Origin of the sequence: Rhodopseudomonas telluris (assembly GCF_042432815.1) — a bacterium.
GTDB lineage: Bacteria > Pseudomonadota > Alphaproteobacteria > Rhizobiales > Xanthobacteraceae > Rhodopseudomonas > Rhodopseudomonas telluris.
Genome location: NZ_JBHLWM010000008.1, coordinates 528,366 through 543,349, shown reverse-complemented (window position 1 = coordinate 543,349; position 14,984 = coordinate 528,366). Strand labels below are relative to the sequence as shown.

Here is a 14,984-nt window from a genome sequence, read left to right as displayed (position 1 = left end):
GCCTATATCCGGTCGGGTGTGATGACGGCTGCCACCAGTTTCGTGGCCGAGCCGTTGAGGATCTCAGCCAGACTAACACAGAGACGCGATCCGTCCACAGCGTATGAACCGTCTGGTTTTGCAAGATATTTTGTCTCGATCCAAGGATCGGTCACGACGAAGTTGTAATCGGTTCCGTTCAGCTTGAATTTGGCTCGCACTTTTCGCGCCGTTCCGCCGCCGAACTTCGATTCTTCACCAACCACGAGTTCAAGCTGTGACGGCTTGATAAGAAGCAGAGACCCGTCAAGCGTCTTCGCCGTCTCTTCATTGACTTTGTCATTTAATCCGTGAAAGCTGTGATCGCCATCCGACCATAACGGTCCCGCGACCTTATCCGTCGCTTCGATGATCTGCTCCCAGGTGGCGCGTCCCTTCTTGGTCCAATAAAATCCGGGGTCGATTTGATGGTTCTCGGTCTGATGATCGCTCGGAGCTGCAGCGCTCATCGGCATGCGCACGATATCGAGGAGATCCGCTGAGACACCGTCCGCATATTTGGCATCTCGCTCCGCGATGGCGTTTGAACGCTTAGCATCGATTGGCCGCACCCAATGGCCCAATTTACCGACCTCTAATTCCTTGCCAGCAAAACAAGCCCCACCCGGTCTGCGGGAATTGGCAAGGCAGAGAATGGTTTTCGAATAATTTGGCCGCGGCATTGAAAATACTCCCCATCCCTAAGGTCGCGAATATAGAATAACACACGCCACAATTTAACGCCGCACCCCGATACTACGTCCTTGTTCCTACCAAGGTAGCAAATGAACGATCCGCGCCGACACCATTATGTGCCGCAATTCCATCAAAGACGGTTTGCTGATGCCAATGGGCGGCTTTGGATTTGGGACAAGACTACCGATCGAATATTTCAATCGACACCAGATTCAATCGCCGTAGAGACCGATTTCTATAGGCTGCATAAATATGAAAGGCTGGGACATGACCCATTTGTCATGGAAAAGCAGCTCGCGGAAATGGAAGGCCAAGTGTCTTTGATCACCGACCAGTGGCTTGATTGGCTGCGCGGCCTTAAGCTTGGAGCAAAAATTCCAATTCCCAAACCCAATCGAGAAATCATCGCTCGCTTTATGGCTGTGCAGTTCTTGAGGACCTCCGATACGCGCGACATCCTCTGCGCCATGTACCATGCGGAACATCCGGATAAGCCGCTCTCCGCAGAAGAAAAGGCAAATCTACATACGGACCTCATGTGGGATCTAGATCTCGTTGAGGGCATCGCTCGTCACATCGAAAACGCTATATGGATGTTTGCAAGAAACAATACCTCAACGCCGCTCATCACATCTGACAATCCGGTCGCCTTCAGGACCAAAGACAATTCTATGTGGCTTAAAGCAGGTTTCGTGTCGGATGGTACCTATGCGGTTTATCCTTTGGCACCCGACATCATCATGTTCTGCCACGAACGCCGATATTGGAGGGCTATCAAAAAGTTTGACAGTTGCCTGTCGTCAATCCCACTGACCGACGAAATGGTCCAGAGTGAAAACTCCGGCCAAGCCTTTATGGCAAGCCGGTTCATCATCTCATCGACCAACGATTTCGAATTCGTAAGGGAGTTTTCCGAGATGATCGGGACCGATATATACGCCGGACGAGATCAGGGGGCATAGTTCTCTTCGCGCTTCGCAAAATTTGCGATTCTTCGAGTCAGCTGGCCCACCGTTCAAGTCACACAAAAAGGCTCACCCCGCTTTTGAGGCCAGCAAAACCGACGGACTTTGACCTCGCTCGCAATCGCGGCTCGATAGATTAGGATCGAGCCAGCGCCGCTTCAGCTCACCGGCACCTTCGGCTTCCGATGTCTCACCGCCGGCGCAGCAACCGCCGGCGCCGCAGGCACCGGCTGCAGCGTCACCACCACCGGGTTCGGCTTGTGATCCATCGCCGCCCCCGTGGCGGCGTCGACGCCCATGCCGACGACACCGCCGAGCAGCAGGTTGCCCGCAAAGCCGGCCCCGCCGCCGCCGGAGATTTCGCGGGTGAGCGGGATGACCTGCGGCTCGTAGCCGGCCTTGCTGAGGCTGACCACGATGTCCGCGCTGCGGCTGACTTCGACGGCGCACGGCGTGACGCAGGAAAACGGGGCATCGGTTCCTGCGACATTGGCCAGCGCGCCGGAGGGCGTGGTCGCGATCGAAATGTTTTCCGTGGTGCCGCGCGTCACCGACGCACAGCCCGACAGCAGCAACGCGGCCGAAACCGCGCCAACCCATAGGCGCATCGTTAGTCCCCCATATACGGTGCCCCAGAGCGCAACCTTTCAGAGGGAATTCAAGACCTCGCCGACGGCAGAAGCCGCGTCTGAGACGCAGGATCAAATGTCTTTTGCGTTGTCCACATCACGCCCGGCCTCCTCCAGCGATGAGACCGTCGTTAGTCGAGGTCGCGGTGACCTCTCCCGCGGACGCGTCAGTCCAACAGCCAGCGCAGCGAATGGCGCAGGCGCTCGGTACCGTCTGTCTCGTACCAGCTGCCATGGGCGAAGATCACCCGCTGCGGCGTCCAGGCCAGCAGCCGGCGCGCGGCCGCCTTGGCGTCGTCGCGCCGCCGGTTCATCGCGAACCGGTAGTGCGCCGGGGCCATGCCGTCCGGCGCCGTCGCGCCCGCCAGCCGCGCCAGCGGACCCGCGATAGGCCCCAGTTTCGCGGGCTCGAGGTTCTCGACGAAGTCGGTGAGGATCAGCGTCTGCGTCGCGCGATGAAAGAACACCGCCTCGTTGACGCCGAAGCCGCCGGTGATCAGAAACTGCTCCACATCGGCCGCCCATGCGGCCGGCGGCGGCGACGCCAGATCCTCGTCCAGCACCACGCCCGATTTGATGACCGGCGCGCGTGTCCTCAGGCCGGGGACCGCCCACGTCCGGGCGCCCGGGCAGCGCTGCTTCCAGTCCTTCACGTACATCCAGTGCGCGATGTTGGGCGCGACGAGATGCGTGATCGGCCCGAGACGCTCGATCTCGGCTTTCAGCCGATCCGAATACGTCGTGGGCGAGTGCAGCCAGATCGCTCCCGATCGCAGCCGGATCACGGTCATCCGCACCGGCACTTCCAGCCCCATCGCGCTGAGCGGACCGCTGTCGACGATCCACACATCGTCCGCCACCGGCTTCAAGGTATCGATCGGCAAGTAAGCGACGGCTTCGGACATCGGGGCCTCATTCGGCGTGAGAGATCGGCAGCGGGAGACGGCGCGCTTGCCGGTCCCCGTGGCAGCAAGCCGCGCTTGATCTCTTCGTTCCGGTTCGGAACAGCGCGGGTTGCAGCGGCTTCCTCCTCCAGATCAAAGGAGTCCACCATGTCGATCGACGATTTCAAAAACACGTCGCCGGAATTTCTGCCGGAAGAGTTCTTCAACGGCCGTCTGGAAGGCTGGGGCGTGCTGGAGAGCCTGATCGGCGGGCTGCAGAAGCGCGCCACGATCACGGCCGAAGGCAAATGGGACGCCGCCACCCAGGCGGTGCATTTCACCGAGACCTATCGGTTCGACGACGGCCACGTCGATACGCTGCAATGGACGATCCGCAAGCTCGGGCCCGGAAAATACAGCGGCACCGAGCCGCGACTGGACGGTGAGGCCAGCGGCGAACAGGCCGGCTGCGCCTTCCATTGGCAGTACACGCGTGAAACGCCGCAGAAGGATGGATCGACCACCAAGCTGAATTTCGACGACTGGTTCTATCGGATCGACGCCACGGGCTGCATGGTGCGCGGCAGCGCCGGCCGTGCCGGCCTGCCCTTCGCCACCGCGCATGTGACGTATCGCAAGTTGAGCTGAGCAGATATGTGCGCAGCGGCCGCAACAGGCTGATTAGCGCTGAAGCTCTGGACGCAGCGGTGGGAGCCCCCGCTGCTAACTGGATGATGAGGTGGCTGCAGCGGGCCGCGGATTTTCGATGAGGTCCGCGGCGCGATCGAGCCCGTCGTAGAGTTGCTCGGCGGCGCCATAGGCGATGCCGTTGCGGCTCCAGCGGTTGCGCTTGCCCGCCGACATCGCCGCGCCGAGTGCCGCAGTCAGCGCCTCCTGGTCGAACGGGCTCGGGATTACCATGCCGGCATCGGCTTTGGTTACATGAGGCGCATAGCCGCATTCGGCCGTGGTGATCACCGGCAGGCCGTTGATCAGGCTCTCGACGATCACGGTGCCCGTGGTGTCGTAGCGCGCCGGATGCACGAGCAGATCGGCCGCGGCCATCAGTTCGGGAATGTCGGCGCGGTAGCCGAGCATCTCGACACGATCCGCGACGCCGACGCCGCGCGCCCAGCCGCGCACCTGCCCGGCCTGCTTGCTGTTCGGCTGAATGCCGGCGATCGCGAGGCGGGCCTGCGGGATGCCCTTCATCGCAACCAGCGTACGGTCCAGCCCCTTCACGTTCGGCTGGTTGGCGATCGCCAGCCATAGCAAGGTCTCCTCGCCGATGCCGAGGCTGTCGCGCAGCCGCTCGCGCGTGCCATCGGTGCGAAACTCCGGATGCCGCCGGGCGCGATCGATGGTCGGCGGCAACACTTCGATCCGCCGCGGCTCGGTCGACCACGCGGCGCGGAAGTCGCGCGCCTGGTTGGCGCTCAGCAGCAGGCAGGTGGTTTTCTGCCCCTGCTTGAAGCTCGACGCCTCGAGCCGCAGCTGCGTCCGCCGGCGGGAACCGAGGCCTGCCAGCCAGCCGACGCGGCGCACCGCAAGGCACGGATCGGCGCAGTAGATCACATCGAGGTCGAGCAGCTTGCCGAAGCCGACCAGCCTGTCGAACTGCCCGGCGCAGCGCCGCACCACCGCCTCGGCGAATTTCAGATCGCGGCGGTGATTGCTGAGCGCAAGATTGCGCAGCAGCTCGACCTTCAGCCCGGCCGGGATCTCGCCCTTCTGGCGCTCGGCGAAGATCGTCACGTCATGGCCGCGTTCCGCCAGACGCGCGGCCAGGGCCATGCAGTCGCGCTGCAGACCTCCGGCCGAAAACAGGGTGACGATGGCGAAGGCAATCTTCATGAATTCACTTTCGGAACCGGCCCGGCGGCAGGGGCGCACCCTTGCTCAGAACTGCCGGCTCCGCAACAAATAGGCCGGGATCGCCAGCCCCGCTCCGATCGCGCCGACGATCGACACCACGCGAATGAACGCCTGCGCAGACGCGACAAGCTGGCTCATCGAGTGCCCCGAGGTGTCGGCCGCGACCGACATGTAGCCGAGCATCGCCTGACCGAAGAACGCGCCGGGCACCATCGGGATGCATCCGGCCAGCGCAATCGCATTGCAGGCCGGGCCGAGCCAGCGCCGCAGCAGGATCGCCGCGCAGGAGGTGCCGGCCGCGGCGAGAAACGTCGCCGCCTCCAGGCTCACGCCGGATTTCTGGCTGACGGTGCGGATGGCGAGCGCCAGCGCGCCGGCGATCGCGCACCAGACCAGCGGCCGGCCGCCGAAATTGAACAGCACGCCGAAGCCGGCCGCGGCAACCGCGCCGAACGCGGCCTGATGCGCCAGATACGGAAGCATCGCGGCGAGATCCTGGGTCACGTCGGAATCCTCAAGACGAATTCGGCGAGCCACAGACCGGTCACCGCGAACACCATGATCATGATCACCCACACGGCGCGCGCGCTGCCCATGGTCGGATAGCCGTCGAGCACGTCGGTCTGCGCATTGGTCGAGGGCACGCCAGGCACCAGCAGCAGGATCGAGGCCATCATCGCGAGCTGCACGGTGCCACTGCCGGCGAGCCGGGCACCGAGACCGCCCAGCGAAGCGGCGACGCAGCCGATGATCGCCGCAACGACGAACACATTGGTGCGGCGGCCGAGCAGCCAGTGCCGCAGCCCCTGCCCGATGCTCGCCGCAGCCAGCATCGGCACGAAGGACGGCCAGTCGGCGCCGAGCAGCCTCCCGAACGCGGCGCAGGCCGCACCGGTCGCGACCGCCACCAGCCACCACGGATGCCGCGGCGTGTCGCGCAGCAGGCGGTCGAGTTCGCGTTCGATGTCCTCGGGCGTCATGCCGCCGCGCGATGCGCGCACCACCAGATCGCGCACTGCGAAGTCGAGCCGGTGGTTCACCCCGTGCGGCCCGATCTGCATCATGCGCGTGATCGTGGTGCGGCCGCGCTCCAGCGTGATTTCGAACGAGGCGTAGCCCGAGCGCATCCCCATCACCTCGACGCCGAGGCCGCTGGCGATCATCTGCGCGCCCTCATGCACCACGCGCACCGATGCGCCGCTCTGCGCCAGGATCGCCCCGACGCGCAACGTCACATGCGCGATGCGATCCAACGACAAATGGTGAGGTAAATTTACTTCGGAGGTATCGGGCTGACTATTCATCTCGCAACATCGGATTCGCAGGCATTCAACACGAAGCGACCCCGCAACACCATGACGACCGTCGGCGAGTCCAGATGCCAATCGCGCGCAGCGCGGACAATATTACCGCTAGGTAGTTCAGTCGTTGTGATGTGGCGCGTTTGATAGCGATCAGTTCCAATTCCTCGACGCCGGACTATGCTGAATTTGTTTCGGCCTGACGCCATTTCGAGGAATGAGGTTGCCCATGAAAATTCCGACCTTGGCCGTGGCGCTCGTCGCTGCCGCCGTGATCATTTTCGCCGCCAAGAACTCGAAGCATGAGGAGACCGTCGCCGGCGATCCATCTGAGGGCGTGGTGGCTCAGGCCGCCGTCAGCCCGGTGAAGACTCTCACCTCGTCGAGCTGCGCCGCGGACGGCTGTCCGACGTCGTGTGAGGCTGGCGACACGCTGCTGTCGGCAATCTGCGTCAGCGGCACCAAGGGCCGCTTCGCCGATACGCTGCGGGTGGAGAAAGGCGCCCTCACCGCCACCTGCGGCACCACCGCCAGCAGCATCCTGGTGTATTGCGGACGGCCGTGAGCCGAACGCGTCGATGCAGCCGCCCGCAGGCGCGAGCGGCTGCATCGACGATCAATCACGTCAGCCCTTCACGCCGAGCAATTCGACCTCGAAGATCAGCGTCGCATTCGGCGGGATCACGCCGCCGGCGCCGCGCGCGCCATAGCCGAGCTCCGGCGGGATGATCAGCGTGCGCTTGCCGCCGACCTTCATGCTGGCGACACCCTCGTCCCAGCCCTTGATGACGCGGCCCATGCCGATCGGGAATTCGAACGGCTCGTTGCGGTCGACCGACGAGTCGAATTTCGCGCCCTTGGCGCCGTTCTGATACAGCCAGCCGGTGTAGTGCATCACGCAGATCTGGCCGCGCGTCGGCGTTGCGCCGGTGCCGACCTTGGTGTCCTCGACCTTGAGGCCCGACGGCGTGGTGACGATGTTGGCGGGTTCGGACATGGCGGGTGTACTCGGCAAGGTAGCCACGGCCACCGACACAGCGGCGACGACGGCGAAAGCCAGCGGAGCGCCGGCGGGAAAAGCGAAACGCATCGGATTGTCCTTCGGGAAGATCGACGTCGTCGCGGATGAGGCCCGGTTGTAGCGGTTCGGCGGCCACGCCACAACCGCGCCGGACGCGCCCGTTCCGCGCGCCCCTCGATCCGATCAACCGGCGGACCGGCCGGCGCGGCCCGCTCGAACTCAGGGCGTCGCCTGCCCGCTCTAGTCGCGGAACGCTGACATCCAGTCGCCCAGCTTGTAATTGACGCCGAGCGATACGGTCTGCAGCCGATTGTTTTGCGGCGCGAGATTGACGCCGGCCAATGCCGGCGGAGCCGAGGTGCTGAACACCGACGACGCACCGAAATCGAAGTACTTGTATTCGAGCGCCATCGACCACGCCGGCGCCAGCGCGTATTCGAGACCGCCGCCGACCGTCCAGCCCCAATTGGTTCTGGTGTTGGTGAGGATCGACCCGCCGACGCCGATGGTGTTGAACTGATCCTGCTGACGGTCCCACGCCGCACCGCCCTTGACATAGAGCAGCGTGCGATCGAACGCGTAGCCGCCGCGAGCCGTGAAGGCGCCGATCGCATCGATCCTGCTGCCGCAGTTGAAGCCGGCCGTTACCGGATCCGGATACACGCCGAAGCACGTATTGGTGCCGCTGATGTTCGCCCAGTTCGCCGAGGCTTCGGCGCCGGTGACCAGATCGCCGAACTGATAGTTCGCGCCGATCTGGCCGCCGAGCAATGCACCGCCCATGTCGACCCGATCGCCCGTCGGAGCGGTCGGAAAAGGATCGGCGTAGGTGGTACGGCCCCAGCCCGAGCCGACGCTTGCGCCGACGTAGAGTCCGGTCCAATTCACCGGCGCGGTCTGCGGCGGCGCCTTGGCGATGCCGCGCGAGGCGGCCTCTGCCGTCTCGACATCGCCGAACTTGTACGAGGTCTGCACGAAGCCGCCGTAGCGCTCGGAATAGAACTGCATCGGCGCGACGGCCGTCTCGCCGGGGAAGATCGTACTGGCGCTGTTGGTCGCGAAGTACCAATAGCGCCCACCGACGCCGACGCTGAATCGATCGGTGACGGCATAGGACAGGATGGCTTCGAACTGCGTGCCCCACCCGTGGCCGGTCTCCGCCTGCGGATTGATGTCGGCCCGGAACCAGTGATTATCGAAACCGGCGCGATTGACGTAGGGCAGATAGGCCGCATCGACCTCCAGCCGCAGCCGCTCGCTCAGCGGCGCGCGGACGTTGAAACCGAGCGCGACTCCGCGCCAGGATTCGGTTTCGCTGAGGCCAAGAAATCGGGAGGGGGTCGTTACACCGCAGGTGGTGTCGGTGGCGATCTGGAGGCAGCCGAACCCGTTGCCGGTCTGGTAGAGAGACCGATAGCCGACAAAGCCACCGAGCTTGCGGCCGCCATCGTTGATGAAGTTGTAGCCGACATCCGCGCTGCCGAAGGCGAGCCGGCCATTCCGCATGTTCGAGATCGTGTTGGAGTACGTCACCAGGTTCGGGAAGTCTTCGTCGTTGAGCTGGCCGCCGACGAGATGGCCGAGGCCGAGATTCGCCTTGGCGAACACACCCGAGGTGTGATCGAAGCGGACGAACGACTCCAGCGAATGGCCGGTCTGATTGGCATAGATCAGGCGGGAGTTGAGCCGGCTCGGCGAGGTGTTGTCGTTCAGATCCTTCTGCATCCGCCCGGAACTGCCCCAATAGCGCGTGCCGGCTTCGACCGACCAGCCGAGCGGCAGCGTCGGCGCCTTGACGAACAGCGGCGTGGCCGCGCCCGCTTCCAGCATCGGGGCGCCCCAGCCGAGCCGATAGTTGATGCCCGCCTTCACCAGATCCAGTTTCTGGTTGAAGCCGACCACCGAGGCGTTGCCGAACTGATCGGCGTAGCGGGTGTCGCGCATGCCGAAATCGACGTGGTTGTATTCGACGAAGGCCGAGAGGTTCTGGCTCAGCGCGTATTCGAGGCCGGTACCGGTCATCCAGCCCCAGTGCGTCCCGCTCTCGGTGAAACGGCTGGCGAAGCCGGACTGTTGCGCCTCGCTGTTGCCGGTGGCCCAGGCGGCGCCGGCCTTGCCGTAGATCAGCAGATTGCCCCAGCTCTGCCCGAAGCGGCCGGCGACGGTGCCCAGCGAGGTGATGGCATTGTGGCAGACGAAGTTGATCCCGACGACGACATTGGTGGCGCATTTCGCATAGCCGCCGATATCCGCCGCAGCCGCCGACGCCTCGACGCCGAGTACCCAGCGCCCGACCTGCAGATTGGCGCCGATCTGTCCACCGCCGAACAGCCCCGAACTGTCGCCATTGCCGGGGAAGCCACCCGACGACGAGACCGCGAGCAGCGCGCCGTTCGCGGACTCCCATTGATTACGGCCGAAGCCGCCGCCGGCCTGCGCGCCGATGTAGACGCCGGTCCAGCTCCATTGCGGCAACGGCACGCCGGGAGCCGGTGCCGCGCTGATCGACGCGGCCCCCAGGCGATAGTTCAGACCGACTTTGACCAAGTGTGCCGTCTGGCCGACCGTGACATCGGACGTCGCGCCGAACTGGTCCGTCATCGCCAGCGAGCGGCTGCCGAAGTCGGCGTAGTCGTACTCGATCTTGGCGGACAGGCCCGGCAGGAAGGCATATTCGGCGCCGAGACCGATCAACCATCCGGCGCGGGTCTCGGAGCCGTCCAAAACGGCGGAAGCTCCGCCGCTCGCCATCCGGCGTTTGACATCCGCCCAGGCTGCACCTGCCTTCGCATAAAGCAGGAAATCACTGGCCGCGAAGCCGAACCGCGCTGCCACGGTCCATAGATCATCCATCCGGGTCGTGCAGGCGAACGCGCCGCCCAGGCACCCGGCTACACCGCCGATCGTGCCGAAACTCGCGTCGGCCTCCAAGCCATAGACGAAGCGTCCCGCCTGAAAATTATAGCCGGCCTGAAATCCCGAAATCGCATTGCCGCTGACGCCATGGCCGTAAAATGGAAGCGGCTGCGGCGGAAGCGCCAGCACCGGCCCTGACGCGCTCGTCCAGGCGTTGTCCGAGGCCACGGCACCGACATGCGCGCCGACATAGAAGCCGCTCCAATCCGCCACGGCGGCGGCTCCAGGGGGCGCCTTGACGACGGGGACCCGGGCCAGCGGCACATCAGCGGCGTGGGCCGCGCCGAACCACACGACGACCGCGCACGCGCTCGCCCACCCGGCTCCAATCCTCATCATTCCCAAGCCCCCAAACCACACCCACATACCGACGAACACGATTCTTCCCGCAAATGCCACTGCCTACGGCCAGCAGGCAGAGGGAACCTGAAATTGCTCACTGACTTTGCCAGTGCGTTCGCGAGTTCCTCAGATCGAGATCGGACTTCCCCGCGGCTCAACCGCTGGCGCGCGCAACTAACTACCAAGCAGTGCGGCGCAGCATCCCGAGCTGCGTTGCACTGCGGCGCATAATAGTCGCCACAAATCGGCCTGCTGATCACGCGCCGGCTTGACCACCCGCCGACGCAGGCGGTAGCCATCACAACCAACAAACAAATTCCCGGGAGAGAAATGATGATCTCACGTCGCCATGTCGTCGCGACCATGCTGGCCGCGCCTGCGGTCCTGCGGTTCGGAACCGGAACCGCACACGCCGCGACGACGCTGAAGATCTCACATCAGTTTCCCGGCGGCACGATCGACAAGGGCGACTTCCGTGACCGGCTGTGCCGGATGTTCGCGGCCGAAATCAGCAAGCGCTCCGGCGGCGATTTGGTCGGCGAAGTCTATCCCGGCTCGTCGCTGATCAAGACCAACGCGCAGTTCTCGGCGATGCGCAAGGGCGCGCTGGATCTGTCGCTGTATCCGATGCCCTATGCGGGCGGCGAAGTGCCGGAGACCAATATCGGCCTGATGCCGGGCCTGGTCGAAACCTACGATCAGGGCCTCGCCTGGAAGACCAAGCCGATCGGCAAGGCGCTGACCGACTTCCTCGCCGACAAGGGCATCATGCTGATCAGCTGGGTGTGGCAGGCCGGCGGCGTCGCCAGCCGCAACAAGCCGCTGCTCGCGCCGGAAGACGCCAAGGGGCTGAAGGTGCGCGGCGGATCGCGCGAGATGGACATGGTGCTGCAGCAGGCCGGCGCCGCGGTGCTGTCGGTGCCGTCGAACGAAATCTACGCCGCGATGCAGACCGGCGCCTGCGACGCCGGCATCACTTCCTCCACCAGCCTGATCTCGTTCCGGCTCGAAGAAGTCGCCAAGCATCTGACCTCGGGCGCAGACGCGTCGTACTGGTTCATGCTCGAGCCGCTGATGATGTCGAAGGCGATCTTCGACAAGCTGCCGAAGAACCATCAGGACATCATCCTCAGCGTCGGCACCGAGCTCGAAGCGTTCGGCCGCAAAGGCGCGCAGGACGACGATATCGAAGTCGCCAAGGTCTACGAGAAGGCCGGCGCCAAGGTACAGAAGCTCGACATCGCCACGGTCGAGAAATGGCGCGTGATCGCGCGCGACACCGCGTGGCCGGACTACGCCAAGAAGAGCGCCACCTGCGCCAACCTGCTCAAGCTGGCGACCGACGCCGCATGATGCATGGTCCTGCCGCGGGTCAGGCCGACCCGACCAGCGCCGCCCATCGCGAGACGGGCGGCGTGCTCGGCCACGCGCTGGCGTGGGTCAACCGCGCCATCCTGCTGGCCGCCGCGCTAGCGCTGATCGCCGCGTGCGGCATCCTCAGCTACAGCGTGGCGGTCCGCAGCCTGTTTCACAGCGCCACCTATTGGCAGGACGAAGCCGCGGTCTTTCTGCTGGTCGGCGCCACCTTCCTCACCGCCGCCTTCGTGCAGAGCCAGCGCGGCCATATCGGCATCGAGGCGTTCACCGGGCTGCTGCCACCGCTGGTCAATCGCATCCGGCTGTTGCTGGTCGATATCGCCAGCCTCGCCTTCTGCGCATTTTTCGCCTGGAAGTCGTGGACGCTGACACATGAGGCCTGGGTCGATGGCCAGGTCTCGAACTCGATCTGGTCGCCTCCGCTCGCCATCCCCTATGCGCTGATGGCCGCCGGCATGACGCTGCTGTGCCTGCAGATCGCGCTGCAGATCGCTCAAGCGCTCAAGAATTGGAATCGCTCGTGACAGTTCTCGGCATTGGGATCAGCTACGGTCTCGCGACTCTGGTCGCGATGTTCTCCGGCATGCCGATCGCGTTCGCGCTCGGCGCCGTCGCGCTGGTGTTCATGGCGATCTTCATGCCGTCGGCGTCGCTCGATACGGTGACGCAGAACGTCTACGAGGAAATGGCCTCGATCACGCTGCTGTCGATCCCGCTGTTCATCCTCAAGGGCGCGGCAATCGGCAAGTCGCGCGCCGGCCAGGATCTGTACTCAGCCCTCCACGCCTGGCTGCACAAGGTCCCCGGCGGGCTTGGCGTCGCCAACGTGTTCGCCTGCGCGCTGTTCGCCGCGATGGCCGGCTCGTCACCGGCGACCTGTTCGGCGATCGGCTCCGCCGGCATCCCGGAGATGCGCAAGCGCGGTTACTCCGGCGGCTTCGCGGCCGGCATCATCGCGGCCGGTGGCACGCTCGGCATCCTTCTGCCGCCGTCGATCACCATGATCCTGTTCGCGGTCGCGGCCGAGAAATCGCTCGGCCGGCTGTTCCTCGCCGGCATCGGCCCCGGCCTGCTGCTGGTGACGCTGTTCGGCATCTATGCGGTGATCCGGTTCCGCAAGGAATACGCCACGGCGAAGCGCGCCTATGAACAAACCGGCGCGACCTCGCCGATCCTGACCGACGAAAAGTTCACCATGGCGCAGCGCTTCGGCGCGCTGCCGCGGGTGCTGCCGTTCATCATCCTGCTCACCGGCGTGATGATCGCCCTGTATGGCGGCTACGCCACGCCGTCCGAAACCGCCGGCCTCGGCGGCCTGCTGGCGCTGCTGCTGATCGCGATGATCTACGGCGTGTGGCGACCCAGCGACCTCGCGCCGATCATGACCTCGACGGTCCGCGAGTCGACCATGCTGATGATGATCATCGGCATGTCGCTGCTGTACTCCTACGTGATGAGCTATTTGCACATCTCGCAGTCGGCAGCCGAGGCGATCGTGGCGATGAACCTGCCGCGCTGGGAACTGCTCGCCGCGATCCTGCTGCTGGTGGTGATGCTCGGCTTTTTTCTGCCCCCGGTGTCGATCATCCTGATGACCGCCCCGATCATCCTGCCGCCGCTGCGCGCCGCCGAATTCGACATCATCTGGTTCGGCGTGGTGATGACCATCGTGATGGAGATGGGCCTGATCCACCCGCCGGTAGGCCTCAACATCTTCGTCATCCGCAACGTCGCCCCCGACATCCCGCTCAGCGACGTGATCTGGGGCACGCTGCCGTTCGTTCTGCTGATGATGCTGGCCGTGCTGCTGCTGTGCTTCTTTCCGGGGATCTCGACCTGGCTACCAGATCTGGTGATGGGCCCGGAGAGCGCACGCTGACCTCGTGCCCCGGACAAGCCGCGGCACGCAGTGCCGCTGCGCAGATCCGGGGCCCCGGTTCCTTCGCTCGCGCCGCTAACCGGGGTCCCGCATCTGCGGCGCAGCGCTATGCGCTGCACCGCGTGCGGGACACGGATGGTGATCGCTAACTCGCCCGCTTCTTCTTAGCGTTCAGCGCATTGACGACGCGGCTGACCGGCGGTCGCCCAAGCAGCGACGCAATGCCGTTAGTCGCGGCGATCAGCTTCTCCATGTCGACGCCCGTCGATACGCCCATGCCTTCCAGCATGTAGACCACGTCCTCGGTCGCGACGTTGCCGGTGGCGCCCGGCGCATACGGGCAGCCGCCGAGGCCGCCGGCGGCGCTGTCGATGACGCGGGCGCCCTCTTCCAGGCCGGCATAGAGATTGGCGAGCGCCTGGCCGTAGGTGTCGTGGAAATGCATCGCCAGCGACGCCATCGGCACTGCGTCGGCACAGGCGCGTAGCAGCTCGCGGACCTTCTTCGGCGTGCCGACCCCGATGGTGTCGCCGAGCGAGACTTCGTAGCAGCCGAGATCGCGCAGCGTGGTGGTGACATCGACCACCGCCTGCACCGGCACATCGCCGTCGAACGGACAGCCGAGCACGCAGGACACGTAGCCCCGAACCTTGACGCCGTCCGCCTTGGCGCGCGCGATCACCGGCTTGAAGCGCTCGATCGACTCCGCAACCGTGCAATTGATGTTGGCGCGCGAAAACCCTTCCGACGCCGAAGCGAACACCGCGATGACCTGCGCTCCCGCGGCGCGCGCGGCCTCGTAGCCCTTCTCGTTCGGCACCAGCACGTGGAATTCGCCGGGCAGCTTCAGCGAAGCGCGCAGCACCTCGTCGGAGCCCTGCATCTGCGGCACCGCCTTCGGCGACACGAACGCGCCGACCTCGACGGTCGACAGCCCCGCTGCGACCAGCGCGTCGACAAAGGCGATGCGGTCCGCAACACTGACCGGCGTCTTCTCGTTCTGCAGCCCGTCGCGCGGGCCGACTTCGACGATGCGGATGGTGTCGGTCATGAACAACTCCGAAGTATCAAGTCATGCCCG

The 14,984-nt window shown here is 64.8% G+C and carries 15 protein-coding genes; 6 read left to right on the top strand and 9 right to left on the bottom strand.

Features of this window, described 5'->3' with window-relative positions:
- Nucleotides 1-2 precede the first annotated feature (2 nt).
- Complete coding sequence (locus ACFFJ6_RS19995) at nt 3-701, bottom strand: dual OB domain-containing protein (protein WP_378391085.1); 699 nt, start codon at nt 699-701, stop codon at nt 3-5.
- 102 nt (nt 702-803) lie between these two features.
- Here ACFFJ6_RS19995 and ACFFJ6_RS19990 point away from each other — a divergent pair, with 102 nt between their 5' ends.
- Nucleotides 804-1,676, top strand: a complete 873-nt coding sequence (locus ACFFJ6_RS19990; RefSeq protein ID WP_378391083.1) for a DUF4238 domain-containing protein — start codon at nt 804-806, stop codon at nt 1,674-1,676.
- Nucleotides 1,677-1,837: 161 nt separating this feature from the next.
- Here the strand turns inward: ACFFJ6_RS19990 and ACFFJ6_RS19985 are convergent, their stop codons facing one another.
- Nucleotides 1,838-2,287, bottom strand: coding sequence for a translation initiation factor 2 (locus ACFFJ6_RS19985; protein ID WP_378391081.1), 450 nt, complete (start codon nt 2,285-2,287; stop codon nt 1,838-1,840).
- A 188-nt stretch (nt 2,288-2,475) separates the two neighbouring features.
- A complete protein-coding gene (locus ACFFJ6_RS19980) occupies nt 2,476-3,213 on the bottom strand; it encodes a DUF4336 domain-containing protein (RefSeq protein ID WP_378391079.1) in 738 nt (245 codons plus the stop codon).
- Nucleotides 3,214-3,360: 147 nt separating this feature from the next.
- On the opposite strand from ACFFJ6_RS19980, the gene ACFFJ6_RS19975 reads away from it, so the two are divergent.
- Entirely contained in the window at nt 3,361-3,840 is a 480-nt protein-coding gene (locus ACFFJ6_RS19975; protein ID WP_378391077.1) for a DUF3833 family protein, read from the top strand.
- Nucleotides 3,841-3,915: 75 nt separating this feature from the next.
- Here ACFFJ6_RS19975 and ACFFJ6_RS19970 read toward each other — a convergent pair whose 3' ends face one another.
- Genes ACFFJ6_RS19970 through ACFFJ6_RS19960 form a run of 3 tightly spaced genes read right to left on the bottom strand, consistent with a single transcriptional unit; the run spans nt 3,916 to nt 6,371 of the window.
- Nucleotides 3,916-5,046 (bottom strand): glycosyltransferase family 4 protein, encoded by a 1,131-nt coding sequence (locus tag ACFFJ6_RS19970; protein WP_378391075.1) that lies wholly within the window; start codon nt 5,044-5,046, stop codon nt 3,916-3,918.
- 45 nt (nt 5,047-5,091) lie between these two features.
- Complete coding sequence (locus ACFFJ6_RS19965; protein ID WP_378392225.1) at nt 5,092-5,550, bottom strand: threonine/serine exporter family protein; 459 nt, start codon at nt 5,548-5,550, stop codon at nt 5,092-5,094.
- Between the two features lie 17 nt (nt 5,551-5,567).
- Nucleotides 5,568-6,371 (bottom strand): threonine/serine exporter family protein, encoded by an 804-nt coding sequence (locus ACFFJ6_RS19960; RefSeq protein ID WP_378391073.1) that lies wholly within the window; start codon nt 6,369-6,371, stop codon nt 5,568-5,570.
- Nucleotides 6,372-6,597: 226 nt separating this feature from the next.
- On the opposite strand from ACFFJ6_RS19960, the gene ACFFJ6_RS19955 reads away from it, so the two are divergent.
- The gene (locus ACFFJ6_RS19955) at nt 6,598-6,933 is read left to right on the top strand and encodes a hypothetical protein (RefSeq protein WP_378391071.1); all 336 of its coding nucleotides are present in this window, start codon (nt 6,598-6,600) and stop codon (nt 6,931-6,933) included.
- 60 nt (nt 6,934-6,993) lie between these two features.
- On the opposite strand, the gene ACFFJ6_RS19950 is transcribed toward ACFFJ6_RS19955, so the two are convergent.
- Both ACFFJ6_RS19950 and ACFFJ6_RS19945 read right to left on the bottom strand, forming a co-directional pair.
- Nucleotides 6,994-7,458, bottom strand: a complete 465-nt coding sequence (locus tag ACFFJ6_RS19950) for an FKBP-type peptidyl-prolyl cis-trans isomerase (RefSeq protein WP_378391069.1) — start codon at nt 7,456-7,458, stop codon at nt 6,994-6,996.
- A 171-nt stretch (nt 7,459-7,629) separates the two neighbouring features.
- The gene (locus ACFFJ6_RS19945; RefSeq protein ID WP_378392223.1) at nt 7,630-10,641 is read right to left on the bottom strand and encodes an outer membrane protein; all 3,012 of its coding nucleotides are present in this window, start codon (nt 10,639-10,641) and stop codon (nt 7,630-7,632) included.
- Between the two features lie 339 nt (nt 10,642-10,980).
- Here ACFFJ6_RS19945 and dctP point away from each other — a divergent pair, with 339 nt between their 5' ends.
- The 3 genes from dctP to ACFFJ6_RS19930 are packed head-to-tail and all read left to right on the top strand — an operon-like array spanning nt 10,981 to nt 13,903.
- Nucleotides 10,981-12,000: a TRAP transporter substrate-binding protein DctP gene (gene dctP, locus ACFFJ6_RS19940; RefSeq protein WP_378391068.1), complete on the top strand. Its 1,020-nt coding sequence runs from the start codon at nt 10,981-10,983 to the stop codon at nt 11,998-12,000.
- The gene (locus ACFFJ6_RS19935; protein WP_378391065.1) at nt 11,997-12,548 is read left to right on the top strand and encodes a TRAP transporter small permease; all 552 of its coding nucleotides are present in this window, start codon (nt 11,997-11,999) and stop codon (nt 12,546-12,548) included. The genes dctP and ACFFJ6_RS19935 overlap by 4 nt, the downstream gene beginning before the upstream one ends.
- Nucleotides 12,545-13,903, top strand: a complete 1,359-nt coding sequence (locus ACFFJ6_RS19930) for a TRAP transporter large permease (RefSeq protein WP_378391063.1) — start codon at nt 12,545-12,547, stop codon at nt 13,901-13,903. Before ACFFJ6_RS19935 ends, ACFFJ6_RS19930 begins: the two co-directional genes overlap by 4 nt.
- Before the next feature lie 145 nt (nt 13,904-14,048).
- Here ACFFJ6_RS19930 and ACFFJ6_RS19925 read toward each other — a convergent pair whose 3' ends face one another.
- A complete protein-coding gene (locus ACFFJ6_RS19925; protein ID WP_378391061.1) occupies nt 14,049-14,954 on the bottom strand; it encodes a hydroxymethylglutaryl-CoA lyase in 906 nt (301 codons plus the stop codon).
- Between the last annotated feature and the right edge of the window lie 30 nt (nt 14,955-14,984).

Bases quoted from the DNA above. Each gene is read 5' to 3' on its own strand.
- ACFFJ6_RS19995 (WP_378391085.1), bottom strand. From the start codon at position 701: ATGCCGCGGCCAAATTATTCGAAAACCATTCTCTGCCTTGCCAATTCC.
- ACFFJ6_RS19990 (WP_378391083.1), top strand. From the start codon at position 804: ATGAACGATCCGCGCCGACACCATTATGTGCCGCAATTCCATCAAAGA.
- ACFFJ6_RS19985 (WP_378391081.1), bottom strand. From the start codon at position 2,287: ATGCGCCTATGGGTTGGCGCGGTTTCGGCCGCGTTGCTGCTGTCGGGC.
- ACFFJ6_RS19980 (WP_378391079.1), bottom strand. From the start codon at position 3,213: ATGTCCGAAGCCGTCGCTTACTTGCCGATCGATACCTTGAAGCCGGTG.
- ACFFJ6_RS19975 (WP_378391077.1), top strand. From the start codon at position 3,361: ATGTCGATCGACGATTTCAAAAACACGTCGCCGGAATTTCTGCCGGAA.
- ACFFJ6_RS19970 (WP_378391075.1), bottom strand. From the start codon at position 5,046: ATGAAGATTGCCTTCGCCATCGTCACCCTGTTTTCGGCCGGAGGTCTG.
- ACFFJ6_RS19965 (WP_378392225.1), bottom strand. From the start codon at position 5,550: ATGCTTCCGTATCTGGCGCATCAGGCCGCGTTCGGCGCGGTTGCCGCG.
- ACFFJ6_RS19960 (WP_378391073.1), bottom strand. From the start codon at position 6,371: ATGAATAGTCAGCCCGATACCTCCGAAGTAAATTTACCTCACCATTTG.
- ACFFJ6_RS19955 (WP_378391071.1), top strand. From the start codon at position 6,598: ATGAAAATTCCGACCTTGGCCGTGGCGCTCGTCGCTGCCGCCGTGATC.
- ACFFJ6_RS19950 (WP_378391069.1), bottom strand. From the start codon at position 7,458: ATGCGTTTCGCTTTTCCCGCCGGCGCTCCGCTGGCTTTCGCCGTCGTC.
- ACFFJ6_RS19945 (WP_378392223.1), bottom strand. From the start codon at position 10,641: ATGAGGATTGGAGCCGGGTGGGCGAGCGCGTGCGCGGTCGTCGTGTGG.
- dctP (WP_378391068.1), top strand. From the start codon at position 10,981: ATGATCTCACGTCGCCATGTCGTCGCGACCATGCTGGCCGCGCCTGCG.
- ACFFJ6_RS19935 (WP_378391065.1), top strand. From the start codon at position 11,997: ATGATGCATGGTCCTGCCGCGGGTCAGGCCGACCCGACCAGCGCCGCC.
- ACFFJ6_RS19925 (WP_378391061.1), bottom strand. From the start codon at position 14,954: ATGACCGACACCATCCGCATCGTCGAAGTCGGCCCGCGCGACGGGCTG.